At 69.4% G+C, this 14,841-nt stretch carries 15 protein-coding genes; 8 read left to right on the forward strand and 7 right to left on the reverse strand.

Annotation, left to right across the window (positions count from 1 at the left end):
- Positions 1–15: 15 nt before the first annotated feature.
- The 7 genes from LXT21_RS17210 to LXT21_RS17240 all read right to left on the reverse strand — a co-directional run bounded on the left by LXT21_RS17210 (position 16) and on the right by LXT21_RS17240 (position 7,987).
- Complete coding sequence (locus tag LXT21_RS17210) at positions 16–1,659, reverse strand: hypothetical protein (protein WP_254039235.1); 1,644 nt, start codon at positions 1,657–1,659, stop codon at positions 16–18.
- Positions 1,656–2,438: an outer membrane lipoprotein-sorting protein gene (locus tag LXT21_RS17215; RefSeq protein ID WP_254039236.1), complete on the reverse strand. Its 783-nt coding sequence runs from the start codon at positions 2,436–2,438 to the stop codon at positions 1,656–1,658. Before LXT21_RS17215 ends, LXT21_RS17210 begins: the two co-directional genes overlap by 4 nt.
- A gap of 5 nt (positions 2,439–2,443) precedes the next feature.
- The gene (locus LXT21_RS17220; protein WP_254039237.1) at positions 2,444–3,745 is read right to left on the reverse strand and encodes an ABC transporter permease; all 1,302 of its coding nucleotides are present in this window, start codon (positions 3,743–3,745) and stop codon (positions 2,444–2,446) included.
- A 3-nt stretch (positions 3,746–3,748) separates the two neighbouring features.
- A complete protein-coding gene (locus tag LXT21_RS17225; RefSeq protein ID WP_254039238.1) occupies positions 3,749–5,857 on the reverse strand; it encodes an ABC transporter permease in 2,109 nt (702 codons plus the stop codon).
- Position 5,858: 1 nt separating this feature from the next.
- Positions 5,859–6,608, reverse strand: a complete 750-nt coding sequence (locus LXT21_RS17230) for an ABC transporter ATP-binding protein (protein ID WP_254039239.1) — start codon at positions 6,606–6,608, stop codon at positions 5,859–5,861.
- Complete coding sequence (locus tag LXT21_RS17235; RefSeq protein ID WP_254039240.1) at positions 6,605–7,105, reverse strand: GbsR/MarR family transcriptional regulator; 501 nt, start codon at positions 7,103–7,105, stop codon at positions 6,605–6,607. The genes LXT21_RS17230 and LXT21_RS17235 overlap by 4 nt, the downstream gene beginning before the upstream one ends.
- A gap of 234 nt (positions 7,106–7,339) precedes the next feature.
- Positions 7,340–7,987 (reverse strand): hypothetical protein, encoded by a 648-nt coding sequence (locus tag LXT21_RS17240; protein ID WP_254039241.1) that lies wholly within the window; start codon positions 7,985–7,987, stop codon positions 7,340–7,342.
- A gap of 275 nt (positions 7,988–8,262) precedes the next feature.
- Between LXT21_RS17240 and LXT21_RS17245 the strand changes: the two genes are divergently transcribed.
- From LXT21_RS17245 to LXT21_RS17280, 8 genes are all read left to right on the forward strand, one after another.
- Positions 8,263–8,544 (forward strand): hypothetical protein, encoded by a 282-nt coding sequence (locus LXT21_RS17245; protein WP_254039242.1) that lies wholly within the window; start codon positions 8,263–8,265, stop codon positions 8,542–8,544.
- A gap of 135 nt (positions 8,545–8,679) precedes the next feature.
- A complete protein-coding gene (locus LXT21_RS17250; RefSeq protein WP_254039243.1) occupies positions 8,680–9,243 on the forward strand; it encodes a hypothetical protein in 564 nt (187 codons plus the stop codon).
- A 92-nt stretch (positions 9,244–9,335) separates the two neighbouring features.
- Complete coding sequence (locus LXT21_RS17255) at positions 9,336–9,770, forward strand: tetratricopeptide repeat protein (protein WP_046712699.1); 435 nt, start codon at positions 9,336–9,338, stop codon at positions 9,768–9,770.
- Positions 9,771–9,789: 19 nt separating this feature from the next.
- Positions 9,790–10,182: a hypothetical protein gene (locus LXT21_RS17260; protein ID WP_046712700.1), complete on the forward strand. Its 393-nt coding sequence runs from the start codon at positions 9,790–9,792 to the stop codon at positions 10,180–10,182.
- 7 nt (positions 10,183–10,189) lie between these two features.
- A complete protein-coding gene (locus LXT21_RS17265) occupies positions 10,190–11,026 on the forward strand; it encodes a sigma-70 family RNA polymerase sigma factor (RefSeq protein WP_254039244.1) in 837 nt (278 codons plus the stop codon).
- A 40-nt stretch (positions 11,027–11,066) separates the two neighbouring features.
- Positions 11,067–11,459, forward strand: coding sequence for an ATP-dependent helicase HrpB (locus LXT21_RS17270; RefSeq protein WP_254039245.1), 393 nt, complete (start codon positions 11,067–11,069; stop codon positions 11,457–11,459).
- A gap of 103 nt (positions 11,460–11,562) precedes the next feature.
- Positions 11,563–12,378 (forward strand): type III secretion protein, encoded by an 816-nt coding sequence (locus LXT21_RS17275; protein ID WP_254039246.1) that lies wholly within the window; start codon positions 11,563–11,565, stop codon positions 12,376–12,378.
- A gap of 74 nt (positions 12,379–12,452) precedes the next feature.
- Positions 12,453–14,831 carry a hypothetical protein gene (locus tag LXT21_RS17280; protein WP_254039247.1) on the forward strand — a complete coding sequence of 793 codons (2,379 nt, stop codon included), beginning with the start codon at positions 12,453–12,455 and terminating at the stop codon, positions 14,829–14,831.
- Positions 14,832–14,841 lie beyond the last annotated feature (10 nt).

A 14,841-nucleotide genomic window follows, 5' to 3' on the forward strand; every position in this document is an offset into this window, starting at 1 on the left:
CCGCGGACCACCGCCTCAGATGCTGATGCGCAATCCCGCGCCCAACTCGAACGTGGGCACGTTGAACGTGATGGGCGGATTGGGCGTCTGGCCTTCGGGCACCGGGGCGCCAGGAAGCGTGAACCCACCGAAGCGGAACTCGCCGCCCTTGTGTCCGTAGTGGACCGCACCGTACGCCTCCACCGTCAGATAGCTGAGCGCGCGGTGCGTGACGTTGAGCCGGCTGATGTACGACTTGTCCGAGAGGTTGCTCAACGTGAACAGGTTGAACGACGTGCGCTCGAGCGAGCCAGGCCGGTCCAGGAAGAGGTACGCGGAGCCGTAGTGGCGCCCCGTGTACAGCGGCTGGAAGGCCTGCTTGTAGATCAGGAACGGGTACCCGAACGAGCTCGTGTAGCCCGTCGAGTTGTAGAAGTACTCCACTCCCAACACGGCGATGTCGTTCTCTCCGTACGCGAAGCTGTAGTTCGCGCCGCCCGTCACCTGGGGCGTGAGCCCCGAGGGGTAGTAGTCCTCGACGATGCTGGGATCGAGGAACACCTCCTCCGCCGTGGTCCCCGGAGGAACCCGGTACAGCGGCTGCTCCGTGCTCTTCTTCAGCGCCAGCTCGCCATAGACGTCGATGGGGCCCAGCGCGGACGACACATCGAGGCCGAAGCGAGGCTTGCGCCCCCGCTGCGCCACCGCGCTCAAGCCCACCTCCGCGGGCCCCAGCACCACCTCGGCGCGCAGCGCGCCACCGATGCGGCTCAGGCTGTTCACCGGCTCGGACACCCCCGCGCGAGGCACGCCGCCGGTGTTGTCCGTGAGCACGCCCGTGTCGGTGCCCAGGTCATCCATCACCGCGAGCGCATAGAAGTTCCAGCCCCGAGCCTCCCAGGGGACATGGACCTTCAGCATCGACACACCGGTGCGCAGGTCGACGAAGGCCAGCGGGTTGCGCCGCTGTGGGGACAGGAAGTCGGTGGGGTTCCAGATCTGCCCCGTTCCCCACTTCACGTGCTGCTTGCCGACGGTGAGGAACACCGTCCGCTCGATGTCGAAGCGCAGCCACGCCTGGTCCAGCAGGACGCGAGGATTGGCCGGCGCGCCCGCGACCCCCGACTGCGTGGACACGGTGGGGTCGTAGCTCAACCGCCCCACCACGAAGCCGCGCAGGCGGTCCATGGGCCGCGCGTCGAAGTACCCATCCACCAGCGTGGGCGCGGAGAACGCCGTGTCGCCGAACGACGTGCCCTGCGACGCGGCCGCGAAGCCGCGCAGGTAGAACTGCCCGCCAATCTTCAGCGGATCATCCACCGCCTCCTCGGAGTCGAACGCGCTGCGGGTCGCCGGCCCGGAGAGCGAGCGCGAGTCCCGGTCCCCAGGCTCCGGCGGAGCCTCCGTCAGCGGCCGCTGTCGCTCGGTCGCGTCGCCCGTGTTGCTGGCATCCGCGCCGGCCGAGGGCTCCGAGTCCCCGCCGAACAGGGCATCCTCGCTCGGACGCTCCGATGCCGGAGCCTCCGAGGGCGGCGTCGAGGACGGGTCCGCCTGCGCGGGCGTGTCGTCCCCTCCGCCGAACAAGGCATCGTCGTCCCGCTGCGCGGACTGGCCGGGCGCGGCGGGAGCGGCGAGGGCCACGGACAGCGCCGTGGCCAGGGTGAGGGCGCGCGAGCTCATCGGCTCTTGCTCTCGAGCCAGGCCTTGGTGAAGAGGTTGGCCTCCAGCGAGCGCAGGTCCACCGACTTGATGAGGATGATGGTGGAGTTGGCCTTCTCCACCTCGTCGTAGATGCGGATCTCCTCCGGGAACCAGACGTCGGCGCCCTTGGACTCGCTGAAGATCTTCTTCCAGCGCGGGTAGAGCGCGGTGCGCATCAGCCGGCCGGACAGCGCGTACTCCTCGCGCTTGAGGATGTTGGTGGAGTCCTTGTCCACCCACAGCTTCACGACGGGGTAGGCCACGTCGACGTTGGGCTTCACCTTGAGCGACAGCTTGTGCGCCGTGTACTTGCCCAGCTTGGCCTCGCCCTCGTACGTCGGGTCGAACTCCTCGGCCAGGCGGGACTCGTCGAAGTCGGCGCGGCGGCTGTCGGTGCCGGCGATGCGCTCGCGCTCCGTGCGCCGCTCCCACTTGCCCACGTTGGGGTCGTAGCTCCAGAGGTTCTTGTCCATCCGCAGGTAGCCCTTGCCGGCCTCCGTCTTGGGCTTGCTGAAGAGGATCATCAGCTTGTCGTCCGCGTCGCGTCGGTACACGAACGCCTCGCGCACGTTGTCCGTCTTGTCCTTCTCCTTCTGCTCCAGATAGATGAGCGCCTTGTAGTCGCCACCATTGCGCTGGCGATCATCGATGGTCGCCAGCATCTGCGTCATGACGGCTGGCTCCAGGGCCAGGGCCACGGGCGCGGACAGCAGGGCCGCGGTGACAGCCGCGGCGGACAGCAGGCTCTTGAGGCTCATGGAAATCACCCGATGTGGTGCATCGCCGTCACCGGCTTGAGCCGCGCGGCGAGGAAGGAAGGAATCAGCGAGATGAGCGTGGTGCAGGTCGTGATGAACACCATGGCGCCCACCACCGCGCCCGCGTCCACCACCAGGTTCAGCCGCTCCGACATGATGAACATCGCCACCACCTCCGGGACGCTCACCTTCGCGGCCGTCACGCCCAGGCACACCGCCAGGCCCAACAGCGCCCCCACCAGCGTGCCCAGCGCCCCGAGCGTCATCGCCTCGAAGAGGAACATCGCCACCACGCGCGTCCTCTGCATCCCAATCGCGCGCAGCGTCCCAATCTCCCGCGTGCGCTCGCGGATGGCGATCCACAGCGTGTTCATGATGCCCACGCCGATGATGACCAGCAGCACGAAGATGAGCACACCCGTCAGCCCGTTGAGCGCCGTGAGCGTCCAGGTGATGAAGGACAGCTCGTCCTCCCAGTTGGTGATGTCCAGCTTCTGGCCCGTCCACGCCTCGCGGTTGACGACGTCGAACTTGAACCAGAACGCGCGCGGATCATTGTCCATGACGGTGAAGCCGGCCTTCGCGAGCACGTCGCGCAGCCGCGCCTGGACCTGGGGCACCTGCGAGACGTCCTTGAGGTACAGGAAGAGCGCGCCGGTGGTGTCATCGCGCAGCTGGTACAGCGAGCGCAGGGTGGAGGCTTCGACGTAGATGTTGAAGTCGCTCATCATGCCCATGTCGCCGGCGATGGCCGCCACGCGCACGTCCACCGTGTTGTTGGTGCCCCGCATGGTGGGCGCGGAGATGGTGATGGTGTCGCCCACCTTCACCTCCAGCCGCTTGGCCTGCTTCTCGAACAGCAGCGCCGTGCCGGACTCCGACAGCCCGCCGAGCGAGCCCTCGCGAATCTGGAGGACCTTGTGGAGGCCTGGCTCGTCCTTCACGTCGACGCCGCCGATGCCCACCTGCATGGAGCTCTTCTCGCTGACGATCTTCGCCCAGCCGCGACCGCGCTGGACGGCGTAGTCGAGCTCAGGGACTTCCTTGCGGACCAGCTCGAGGACCTTCGGGTAGGACGTCACCACGGGCGCGGCCTGGCCGGCGGTGACCTTGTAGAAGCCGCCCACGTTGACGTGGCCGGTGGACAGGATGGTGGCGGAGCGCAGCAGCGTCTCCTTCATGCCCGTGGACAGGCCCATGAGGATGACGAGCAGCGCGGTGACACCCGCGATGGCCCCGCCGAGCAGCAGCGTGCGCCGGCGGTGGGTGCCGAGGTTTCGGAATGCGATGAGGAAGAGCTGGAACATGGGTCACTCGTCCGTCTGCATCGCCTGGAGGGGCGAGACGCGCGTCGCGAGGAACGCGGGGTAGAGGGTGGAGATGGCGGAGACCAACAGGACGATGACGAACGCCGCGATGAGGTTGCCGGCGCTCAACGTCGGATAGAGGCGGGGACCGGAGAAGAAGAAGTACAGCGCCTCGTTGCCGGCGGGGATGCCCGCGCTGCCCAGCGCGCTCATGATGCCGCTGCCCACGAGCGCTCCGCCCAGGCCGAACACCGCCCCGAGCAGCACCGTCTCGATGAGCACCATGCTCAGCACGAAGGAGCGCTGCGCGCCGATGGCCCGCATCGTCCCCACCTCGCGCACCCGCTGCAGCGTGGCCATCATCATCGCGTTGTTGATGATGACCAGCGCCACCACGAAGATGATGAACACCGCGAAGTACAGCACCAGCTTCGCCATCAACACGAACTGGCCGATGATGCCCGCGGCCTGCTGCCAGGACACCACGCGCAGCTTGAGCCCCGCGGCCTGGGTCGACTCGCGCAGCTCCGCCATCGTCTGGTCCAACTGCTCCGGGTCCTTGAGGATGACCGCCGCGCTGAGCGCCTCGCCCTGCTCGATCTCCTGCTGCGAGTAGACGCGCGCCACCAGGTCCTCGCGGGCCAGCGCGCCCAGGCCGCCCTCGAACACCGTGGACTCCTCGATGAGCCCGGGCGTGGCGTCCGCCACCAGCGTGTTGCCGCTGTCCTCGCCGAAGAGCGCCTCCTCGGCGCTGCCCCGGTCCAGCTCCTTCAGGCCGCTGCCCTTCTGCAGCTCCGTGATCTCCGCCTTCCGCTCCGGGCTCAGGTAGCCGTAGAGGTCGCGGAACGTCATCAGGTCCATCAGGTTGATGGCGCCCGCCATGAAGGACTTCTCCAGGCCCTTGAACTGGTAGGTGCCGTAGACCTTCACGTTGATGCTCTGCACGTAGCCGGTGCGCGTGAAGGCGGTGATGGTGAGCGAGTCCCCCATGCGCAGCCGGTACAGGTCGAGCAGCGGCGCCAGCTCCGCGTAGAACTGCTGGTAGCGCGTGTCGAAGTTGTCGTCGGTGGTGGTGAAGAACTCCGACAGGAGCTTCTCCAGCGAAGGCTCCTGGCTGCCGAGCACCTTCTGCAGCCGCTCCACCGCCTGACGCGTCTTCACCGGGTCCAGCTGGAAGAGGATTTCACGCGTCTGGGTCTGGTTCTCCTTCACCCAGCGCTGCAGCGTCGGGTCGGCGTCGATGCGCTTCTGGTTGACGTCCCGCTCCTGCTTGATGTTGTCCAGGCGCAGCGCGGACTTCAGCTTGAGGAAGTTCTCGTAGAAGAACTTGGACATCAGCATGCCGCGCTTGCCCGCGGGCACCGCCTGCCCGTCGACGACTTCCATGCGGTCGAACGACTTCTGGAACGCGTCCAGGTCCGTGCCCACGTAGCGCAGGTCCAACAGGTCGCCGTCCGGCAGCTGGGGGGCGATGCGGTTCTCCAGGAACTCGAGCGAGCCGAACGGGTCCTCCTCGAAGGCGTTCCAGAACGCGTCGGTGCGGGCGCGCGCGAGCGACTCCACCTCCACGGGGTCCTGGGCGGCCGCGGTGAGCAGCTCGCGGCTCTTGGCCCGCTGCTCCTCCATCAGCGACACCATCTGCCGCACGTGGCCCTTGACGCTGTCGATGCTCTCGCGAAGGGCCGGGGACTCGCCCTCCGTCTGTCGCTTCTTGTACAGGTCGCGAAGCCGCGCGAGCGTCAGGTCCACCGTGTTGCCGGAGGTGATGAGCGCGCCGCTGGTGCCCATGGGCACCACCGTCTTGACGTTGGGGTGCTTCTCCAGCACGGGCTTGATGCGGCTGAAGTCGTCCACCACCGCCAGGTCCGGCTCGCCGCTCATGCCGCCGTACAGGCTCAGCTCGTCCTTGGACTCATCCGAGTAGACCTGCACGTGGCCCGCGACGCTGCCGATGATGCTGCGGCTCATCGCGCTGTCCATGCTGTCCAGCAGCGCGCCGCCGACCACCACGAGCAGGGTGCCGAAGAAGATGATGCCGCCGATGAGGATGTTGATCTTGCTGGTGAACAGGTTGCGGAACGCCACCTGCAGCAGCAACCGGAGCTGCCCCATGTCAGTGACCCTCCGCGCCCGCGGCCATGGCCCGCTTCGCCTCGGCGGGGGTGAGCCGGTCGAGAATCTTCCCGTCCGCCAGGCGCACCACGGCGTTGGCGTGGTTCATCACCTTGGCGTCGTGCGTGGAGAAGATGAAGGTGGTGCCCTCCTTCTGGTTGAGCTCCTTCATCAGGTCGATGATGTGCTGGCCCGTCACCGAGTCCAGGTTCGCCGTGGGCTCGTCCGCGAGCACCAGCTGCGGCCGGGTGACGAGCGCGCGCGCCACCGCCACGCGCTGACGCTGGCCGCCGGACAGCTCGTTGGGGCGGTGCTTGGCGTGGTCGGCCAGGCCCACCTGCTCGAGCAGCTGCATCACCCGCTCCTTGCGCTGGTGCTTGTCCAGCTTGCGCTGCAGCAGCAGGGGGAACTCGACGTTCTGGAAGACGCTGAGCACCGACACCAGGTTGAAGGACTGGAAGATGAAGCCGATGGTGTGCAGGCGCAGGTGCGTGAGCTGACGCTCACTCAGCTGCTTGGTGTCCTGGCCCGCGACGCTGACCACGCCCGAGGTGGCGGTGTCCACGCAGCCGATGAGGTTGAGCAGCGTCGTCTTGCCGCTGCCGGACGGACCGGCGATGGAGATGAACTCCCCGGAGTGCACCAGGAGGTCCACGCCCCTCAATGCCGGGACCACCACCTTGCCCAGGGTGTAGTCCTTGGTCACCTGGGTGATGGAGACGATGGGGGACTGCGCGACTGCGCCATTCATGCGGTGCGTCCTTTCGAAGCCTTGGGGGTGCGGGGTGTGGGGCGGGCGGCGCGCGAGGCACGCCACCGCTCGGCGATGCCGGCCATCTCGGCCAGGTAGAAGTCACAGAAGTCCGCCGCCTCGCGCAGGTGGTGCTTGTTGGCGAGCTGCGGCACGGAGAGGGCTTCCTGGCACACGCGGACGAACGCCTTGACGCTGTCCTCGGCGGTGCGCAGGCGGCTCTCCCAGCCATTGCCATTGACGACGTAGTAGTGCTGCCGGTCTCCCGGCACGCTGACGGGCTCCACCAGGCCAATCGCCATGCTGGCGCGGATGTTGGTGGACACGGAGGCCGCGCTCACCTTGAGCCTGCGCGCGAGCTGCTGCAGCGACAGGGGCTCGTCGGTCAGCATCATGAGCGCGTGGATGCGCCCGCCGATGCGCGTGCCGCCCTGCCGCTCGAAGTACAGCCCCATCGACTCGATGAAGCGCTGCTCCGCGACGCCCAGCTCCTTCATGCACGGCCTCCGTTCCACCCGCGTGGGGGCCGCGCACGACGCGCTTCCGCCGGGGCCCAGGGTGGCGCCCGGCATCTAGTTCGTTCAGACCATTCAGTCAATACTGAATGAAGTGAATGGCCCGCCCCGGAGCGTCGGGTGGGGCGGGGCGGAACGAAGGCCCACGGCCGTGGGGGCCGTGGGCCTCGGGTCCCCTCGTGGGAGGGGCGTCACTCGGGCGCGTGCCCGGTGGCGCTAGTACGTGTCGGGGCTGGTGCCCTTGTCCTTGCTGGTGTCGCCGCCCAGGTCCTGGTTCTTGGTCGAGTCCATGCCGGAGCCGCCGGTGCCCGGCTCATGCGTGGTGCCCGTGTCCAGGCTGCCGTTGTCCTGGGTGCCGGTGCCCTGGTTGATGGACGAGTCCGGCTGCATGACGTCCGTGCCCGCGCCGCCGGTGCCCGACAGCGAGATGCTCTTCGCCATGTTCCGGGTCTCCTTCACCTCGAAGCTGGCGCGGATCTCCTGACCCTCCTTGAGGTCCTTGGCCTTCTTGAGGGTCGGGTCGGTGAACATGGTGCCCTTGTCGATGTCGAGCGGCACCACCGCCCCCTGCGCGTCCTGCACGAAGACCTTGCTGCTCTCGGTCTTCACCACCTTGCCGCTCAGCTCCTTCTGGCCCATGGCGTTGGAGCCCATGGTGGAGCCGGTGCCCATGGTGGAGCCCGAGCCGCCCACGGAGCTGCCGGGCTGCATCGTGCTGTCCTGGGGCATGCTGCTGGTACCTGAGGTGCCCGAACCCCCCTGTGCGGAGGTGTCCGTCTGGGGCTTGTTCTTGTCGTCGCCCGCCAGGGCCGTGCCAGACCCGACCAGCGCCAGCGCCGCGAAAATCCCGATCAGCTTCTTCATGGGAGAGTCTCCTGTGTGAGTGCGACGGGGGGCGTTGCGTGGTGCGTCATCCCCCGCTGGAGCAAAAGCTAGGTGCGGAGGTGGAAGAGGACAGGGCTGGGGGGGCAAGGCTGGCGCGTGCCCGGTTCCTCCCCTGCCGGTGGGCCTGGGGCCCGCCCATCCCACGAGGCGGGATGGGAGGCGGCTTGAAGCAGGGGGCGCTTTTCCCCTAGCGTCCTGTCGGCAAGCGTCCCGCGGCCCTCGCGCCGTGGGCCCGACAGGAGACCCCCTCCGCGATGCCCCCGTCCGCCAAGCCGTCGTCCGCCCCCCCGCCGCAGGAGCTTCCGGCGCCCTCGTACCCCGCAATCGAGTCGCTCCTGGAGGCGACCCCCGCGGAGGACGTCCGGGCGCTGTTCGCCCCGGTGAAGGAGGGCCTGGCCGGCCTCAAGGGCCCCAAGGTGGAGGTGGGCAAGAAGGCCCAGGCCGCGCTGGCCCACGCCGAGCAACTGCTGGAGCTGCTGGTGGACACCCGCGAGCGGCTGATCGCCGAGGCCAAGGGAGCCAAGGGTCGGAAATGACGGGCTTTTACCCGTTCGTCACGGTTTTTAGCTCCGGGCAGGCAACTGGCGGAGCGCCGGGACGATAATGGGAGAAAGAGCACTGGATCATCCGGGAGCTCTGTCTTCTTCTTCTCGCAGCGCCTGGAGGATGAAATGGCGAACATCAACAGCATGCAGGGCCCCAGCATCCGGCTCTCCACTCACGTCACGACGGCGCGCCAGACCCCTGAGACGGGCTTCGGCGCTCGGCTCCACAACGGGCTGAACAGCGCGGCCGGCGCGGTGGGCACGGGCGTCGGCGCGGTGGCCGGCATGATTCCCGGTGGGCAGATCGTCTCCGCGGCGGTCTCCTCCGTGCACACGCTGTCCAACACGAGCGGCTCGGGCGCTGGCCCCTACGCCGGCGTGATGAGCACCGCGGTGGGCGTGGGCGGCGGCGGCGTCGGCGCCTCCGTGGGCGGCGCGGCGGCGGGCATCGGCGGCGTGGCCGGTGGCATCGGCGGCGGCGTGGCCGGTCCGGGCACGGGCGCGCTGGGCACCAGCACGTCGGACACCGTCGGCGGCAACTTCTCCCTGAACCAGATGGCGGCGGAGAACTCCAAGCTGCTCAACCTGCAGGCGGCCATCCAGCAGGAGTCGCAGACGTTCACGGCGATTTCCAACGTGATGAAGTCGCGGCACGATTGCATCAAGAACTCCATCAGCAACGTCCGCTAGGCCCGTAGGGCCTGGGTCGGGCCGAAGCACGGCGGGGAGGGGAGCGGCGCCGCTTCCCTCCTGGCCGGGCGCGGAAAGGAAGAGCGAAGTCCATGGCGGAGAGCGTCTCGGAGATCTCGAACAGCCTGGTCCCCCTGGGGCGCCAGCAGGCCATGGTGTTGCTGGAGGCCGGCTACCTGTGGCTGGACATGGGACAGTTCGACAAGGCGAAGGAGATCTTCGCCGGGGCCGCGGCGCTGATGCCCAAGAGCGAGGTGCCGCAGCTGGGGCTGGGCGCCGTGGAGTTCGCGCAGGGCCGTCACGACAAGGCGCTCCAGGCCTACCGCTCCGCGCAGCGGCTGGCCCCGCAGGCGTCGCTGCCGCGCGCGCATGTGGGCGAGGCGCTCCTGTTCCTGGGCAAGGTGCCGGAGGCGCTCAAGGAGCTCAAGGCGGCCATCGACCTGGAGCCGGAAGGTGACGGGGCGCGTCTTGCGCAGGCGCTCCTCCAGGCGAAGGATGCGGGAGTCCTGCCTCCCGCGAAGAAGTAGGGGCAGGGGAGGTTCACCCATGGCTGTCGGTGGCGTTGGACGCGGTGGAGGGAAGGGGCGCGCCGGTGGCGCGAAGGGGCCGTCGTCCGCGGCGCCCACGGGTGGGGCCTTCGGTGCCCGGGTGGACAAGGCGGAGTCTCTCGTCGGAGTCTCCGGTCTGGTAGGCTCCAGCAACGTCCAGGGCCCCCAGGCCGCGGACCCGGTCGCCGCGCAGGCGATGGCCATTGCCCGCGGGTTGAAGAACGGGGGCTTCAAGAGCAAGGAAGAGGCGACGCGGGCGTTGGTCGCCGAGGTCCTGAAGGAGAAGCTGCGCATGAAGTCCTCCTCCCTCACCACGAAGATTGCGGACGCACTGCAGGATGACCCGCGGCTGAACCAGGTTCTCGAGCGGCTGTGGTCCAAGGCCGAGTGAGCAGCGCTTGCCACTGGGCGACGACAGACAGGCCATCCTCACCAAGTACGGCCCCTACGTTCGGTCCCTCGCGGCGACCGTGCGCAAGCAGTTCAACGCCCAGCTTGAGCTGGACGAACTGGTGGCGTACGGACAGATAGGCCTCCTGGAGGCCGCCGAGCGCTTCGACCCGAAGGTGGGCGCCAACTTCCTCACCTTCGCCCACTACCGCATCAAGGGCGCCATCTTCGACGGTCTTCGGAAGATGGGCGTCCTGCGGGGTTCGGATGCCCGGCAGGCGTATGTCGGGGAGCGGGCGGCGGCGTATCTGGGGAATTTGTCGGACAGAGAGTCGGGCTCAAGCAACCGCGGCAGCTCATTCGACGATGATGTCAGTGACATCTCGGATGCTGTGCAGGGACTGGCGATGGTGTTCGCGTCCAGTCTGGAGGGTGCGGACAGCGCGGGCTACACCGACGAGTCCCTGCCGGTGGACATCCGGCTGGAGCAGGAGCAGCTGAAGACGCGGGTGCGGGCGGCGATCGAGAAGCTCCCGGAGAAGGAGCGAAAGCTTCTTCAGGGGTACTACTTCCAGGGCAGGACGCTGGAAGAGGCGGGGGCGGAAATCGGGCAGTCGAAGAGTTGGGCGTCTCGGCTTCACGCGCGCGCCATCGACCGCCTCAAGGAACTCTTGAACGAGGAGGAGGAACTTCCTCCGACCTCGACGGATGCAAGGAGGCTGTCACATGGCGGGTCCGATGGCGGGCATCTCCGCGGCACAGGTGGCGCAGCAAAAGCTGCAGGATCAGGGCGCTCAGCAGACGACGAAGCAGGGCGCGTCGAAGTTCGACGGAGTTCTCGCTGACAAGGCGCAGGGCGCCGGTCAGGTGGACGCCGCGCAGGGCGTGAACAAGGCCCAGGCGACGCAGAAGACGGACATGGTCCGGCAGGTGGAGACCGTCAACAAGACGGAGAAGGCGGGCCTGAACAAGGTCAGCGCGAACGCCGCCCAGCCCGTGTCCGCGAAGGCGGCCGAGCCCGTCGCCGCGAAGACGGAGACTGGCAAGACGGCCAAGTCCACCGACATGATGGAGCAGGTGCTCGGTGACCTGGAGAAGGGTCAGGGCAACCTGGAGAAGATCATCTCCCAGGCCGCCAGCGGCAAGCAGTTCTCCAACGCGGAGCTGCTCTCCCTGCAGGCGTCCATGTATCAGTACACGCAGCAGCTGGACCTGACGAGCAAGGTGGTGGAGAAGGCGACCACCGGTCTCAAGGACGTCGTCAAGACGCAGGTCTGAGTCCGTCCACCGTCCTTGGTGGCGCTTGACGAAGGGCGGCTCCTCCTGGTTGGAGGGGGCGCCCTTCCGCGTTTTCCGAGGCCCTAGTAAGCTCCCCGTGCCCATGATTCGCCGACCGCAAGCGTTTGTCGCCCCGCTCCTCGCCCTCGTGCTCGTGACGGGCTGTCACATCGAGCTCCAGCACGACCTGAGTGAGGCGGACGCCAACGAAATCTACGTCCTGCTCAGCAAGAACGGCATCAACGCGAAGAAGGAGAAGGAGGAAGGCGGCAACGAGGTCCGGTTCATGATCACCGTACCGAAGACCGATGCCGCCGAGGCCGCGGAGCTGCTCAAGCTCAACTCGCTTCCGCGACCGGTGGAGAAGGGCCTGTCCCACTTCGCCAAGGGAAGCATGGTGCCCACCGCCACGGAGGAGCGAGCCATGCTCCTCAAGGCGATGGGCGGCGAGGTCTCCAACGCGCTCAATCAGATTGACGGCGTGCTGGAGGCGCGCGCGATTGTCAGCGTCCCGGAGAACAACGACCTGACGCAGCCGGAGAACAAGCCGATGCCGTCCGCGTCGGTGTTCATCAAGTTCCGGCCTGGCGCCGAGGGCAAGCCGCCCATCGACGTCAACGCGGTGAAGGCGTTCGTCGCCACGGCGGTGCCGGAGATGAAGCCGGACGCGGTGACGGTGCTGATGACGCCCGCGCTGGGGCCCAAGGCGGAGAAGACCGACGAGAACCGGCAGCAGGACGTGCTGGGTCTGCGCATGACGGCCTCCAGCGCCAGCCAGTTCAAGGTGATGATCGCCGGAGCCTTCGCGCTCATCCTCGGGATGATGGGCGTGACGGCGTGGTCCATCATGCGCGGTGGTGGCGGCAACGCCCCCACGGCGCGGGGTCCCCGCCCCCGGGTCCGCCCGCCCGAGGCCTGACCGGTTCCGCGCCCCCTTCGAGGGGGCGCCTTCTTCCCTCCCAGCGGGCGTCGGTGGGGCCCGCGAGGTGACGTTTGGACTCGTTCTTCACCTCGCTCAACAAGCGCCAGAGCATGCTGCTGCTGACCGCCGTGACGTTCGGCGGGCAGGAGAGCCTGGGCGCGATGGAGCACCTCCCGACGGAGGAAGGTGAGCTCTTGCGCCACCGCGCGCAGGAGATCCTCCAGATTCCTCGCGACAAGCGCATCCCGGCGCTGGTCCAGGAGATCAAGCGGCTGGTGAAGGACCGCCGCGGGCAGCTGTGGACCGCGGAGCCGGAGCGGCTGGCGGCGCTGCTGCAGCGCGAGCGTGGGGCGCTGGTGGAGATTGTCCTGCGCGCGTTGCCCGCGGCCCTGGCCGAGGCCGTGCGCGGCCACCTTCCGCCGCCCCGGGTGAAGCTGACCCGCGAGGTTCGGCCCCAGGTGCTGGACATCGTCCGGTGGAAGCTCGAGGAGGCGCTGGCGCGCGAGACGGGCACCTCGGAGTCGGCGGGCTTCAAGTTCTCCGACGTGCTGCTGCTCACGCAGCGCGAGCTGTTCACCGTGTGCGACCGGTTGGGCGCGCGCGTGCTGGGGCCGGCGCTGGCGGGGCTCCCCGACGCGGAGCGCGAGGCCCTGCTCGAGCCGCTGCCTCCGGACCTGAAGCTGCTCGCCTCCAAGTCCGTGGCGGCGAACGCGCCGCGCAAGCTGCCCGAGGAGGATGCGCGCGCGCAGTTGGAGCAGCACGACGCGTTGAGGAATCCGGCGGGCTCCATCCGCAGCGCGGGCGTGCAGCGCCTGGTGCGCGCGTGCGTGGCCCAGTCCGCGGAGTTCGCCGCGCGCATGGTGGAGAAGTACCGGGGCGAGTTCGGTGGGCTCATCGCGAAGTGGCTGCGCGAGGAGCGGAACCGGCAGCCAGCGCGGGGTGACGGTGGACGCACGGACATCGTGATGGACCTGGAGCGGCTCGCCTCGCGCGGGCTCATCGAGCGGCCGGTGCGCCTGGCCACGCCTCCTCCGCCGCGTCAGTCCGCGGTGCTGCCGCCTCCGCCCGGTGCACGCAAGGCCGCCGCGGCTGCCGCGGCTTCACGTCCCGCCGCGCCTCCCGCCGGTCGAGATGCCGCGCCCCCCGCCGGTCGCGATGCCGCGAGTCCTCCTCCTCGCGAGCCCATGGCCGCGCGTCCCGCTCCGGGTGCGCCCAAGGCAGCGCCCGGGCAGGGTGGGCCGGCTCCCCGTCGTCCCCCTGGCGCGGAGCCCGCGGCCCGGCGTGACTTCATGGCCGAGCGCGCCGCGAGGAACGCGGGCGCCATGTCCAGCCGAGAGGCCTCGCGCGTCAGCCGTCCCAAGGACGGGGCCGCGGACGGCTCGGCGATGCATCGGATTCCGCCTCGCCGTGAGCCCGGGGCGTCCCCGGAGGCGTCGGGTGTGCAGCGCCGGGATGGGACGTCGGCGGGTGGCCGGCGAGACCCCACGGCCCCGGTGCCCCGCAGGGACGCGTCTGGAGTCGAGCCCCGGTCCGCTCGTCCCGGACGGGTGGACCCGGAGGGTGCTCGCATCGGCCCGCCGCCGTCGCGCCTGGGGCAGGGTGGGGCGCGTCCCCGTCCGCCGCCGAGTGCCGCCTCGGGCGCGCCCGAGGCCCCGGCGCGTGCTCGCATCGGCCCGCCTCCGTCGCGTCTGGGGGGGCCTCGGGCCTCGAGCGCGGCCGCCGGTGAGCCCATGCCTCCCGGTGCCCGAGAGCGTTCCCGTGTCGCGCCTGACGCTGATGGCTCGCGGGTGGCGCCCGCGGGCGATGGTTCCCGGGTGGCACCGGCCGCCGGAGGCTCCCGAGTGGCGCCTGCTGGCGATGGCTCGCGTGTGGGGCCCGCTGGAGGGGCGCGTGTGGCGCCTGCTGGTGATGGCTCGCGTGTGGGGCCCGCCGGGGGCTCGCGTGTGGCGCCCGCCGGTGATGGCTCGCGGGTGGGGCCCGCTGGGGGTTCACGCGTGGCGCCCGCCGGTGATGGCTCGCGAGTGGCGCCCGCCGGTGATGGCTCCCGGGTGGGGCCTGCTGGGGGCTCTCGTGTGGCGCCCGCCGGTGATGGCTCGCGAGTGGCGCCTGCCGCCGGGGGCTCTCGTATCCAGCGTCCTCCAGAGGCCGGCTCCCGCGTGCGTCCGCGCCCGGAGGCCCCTGGGGCTCGGGAGGACTCGGAGGGCTCGCGTGTGTTCCGCTCGCGCTCGTCGGTCAGCATCGCCGCGGTGCGCCCCGAGCCTCCCCGCGAGGGTGGGGCGGAGCGGCCTCCTCGGGTGCTGGCCGGGCGGGCTGGCACCGCAGCGGGGCCAGCGCCTGCGGGTGGGCAGGAGGGGACCTCCGTACAGCGCAGGCCCCGTTCACCGTCTGGGACGGACGACTCTTCGTCGTCGGGCTCGGGCGGGCGTGGACCTCGAGGCGGAACGCGCTAGCATCCGGCCC

Source organism: Myxococcus guangdongensis (assembly GCF_024198255.1).
GTDB classification, from domain to species: Bacteria; Myxococcota; Myxococcia; order Myxococcales; family Myxococcaceae; genus Myxococcus; species Myxococcus guangdongensis.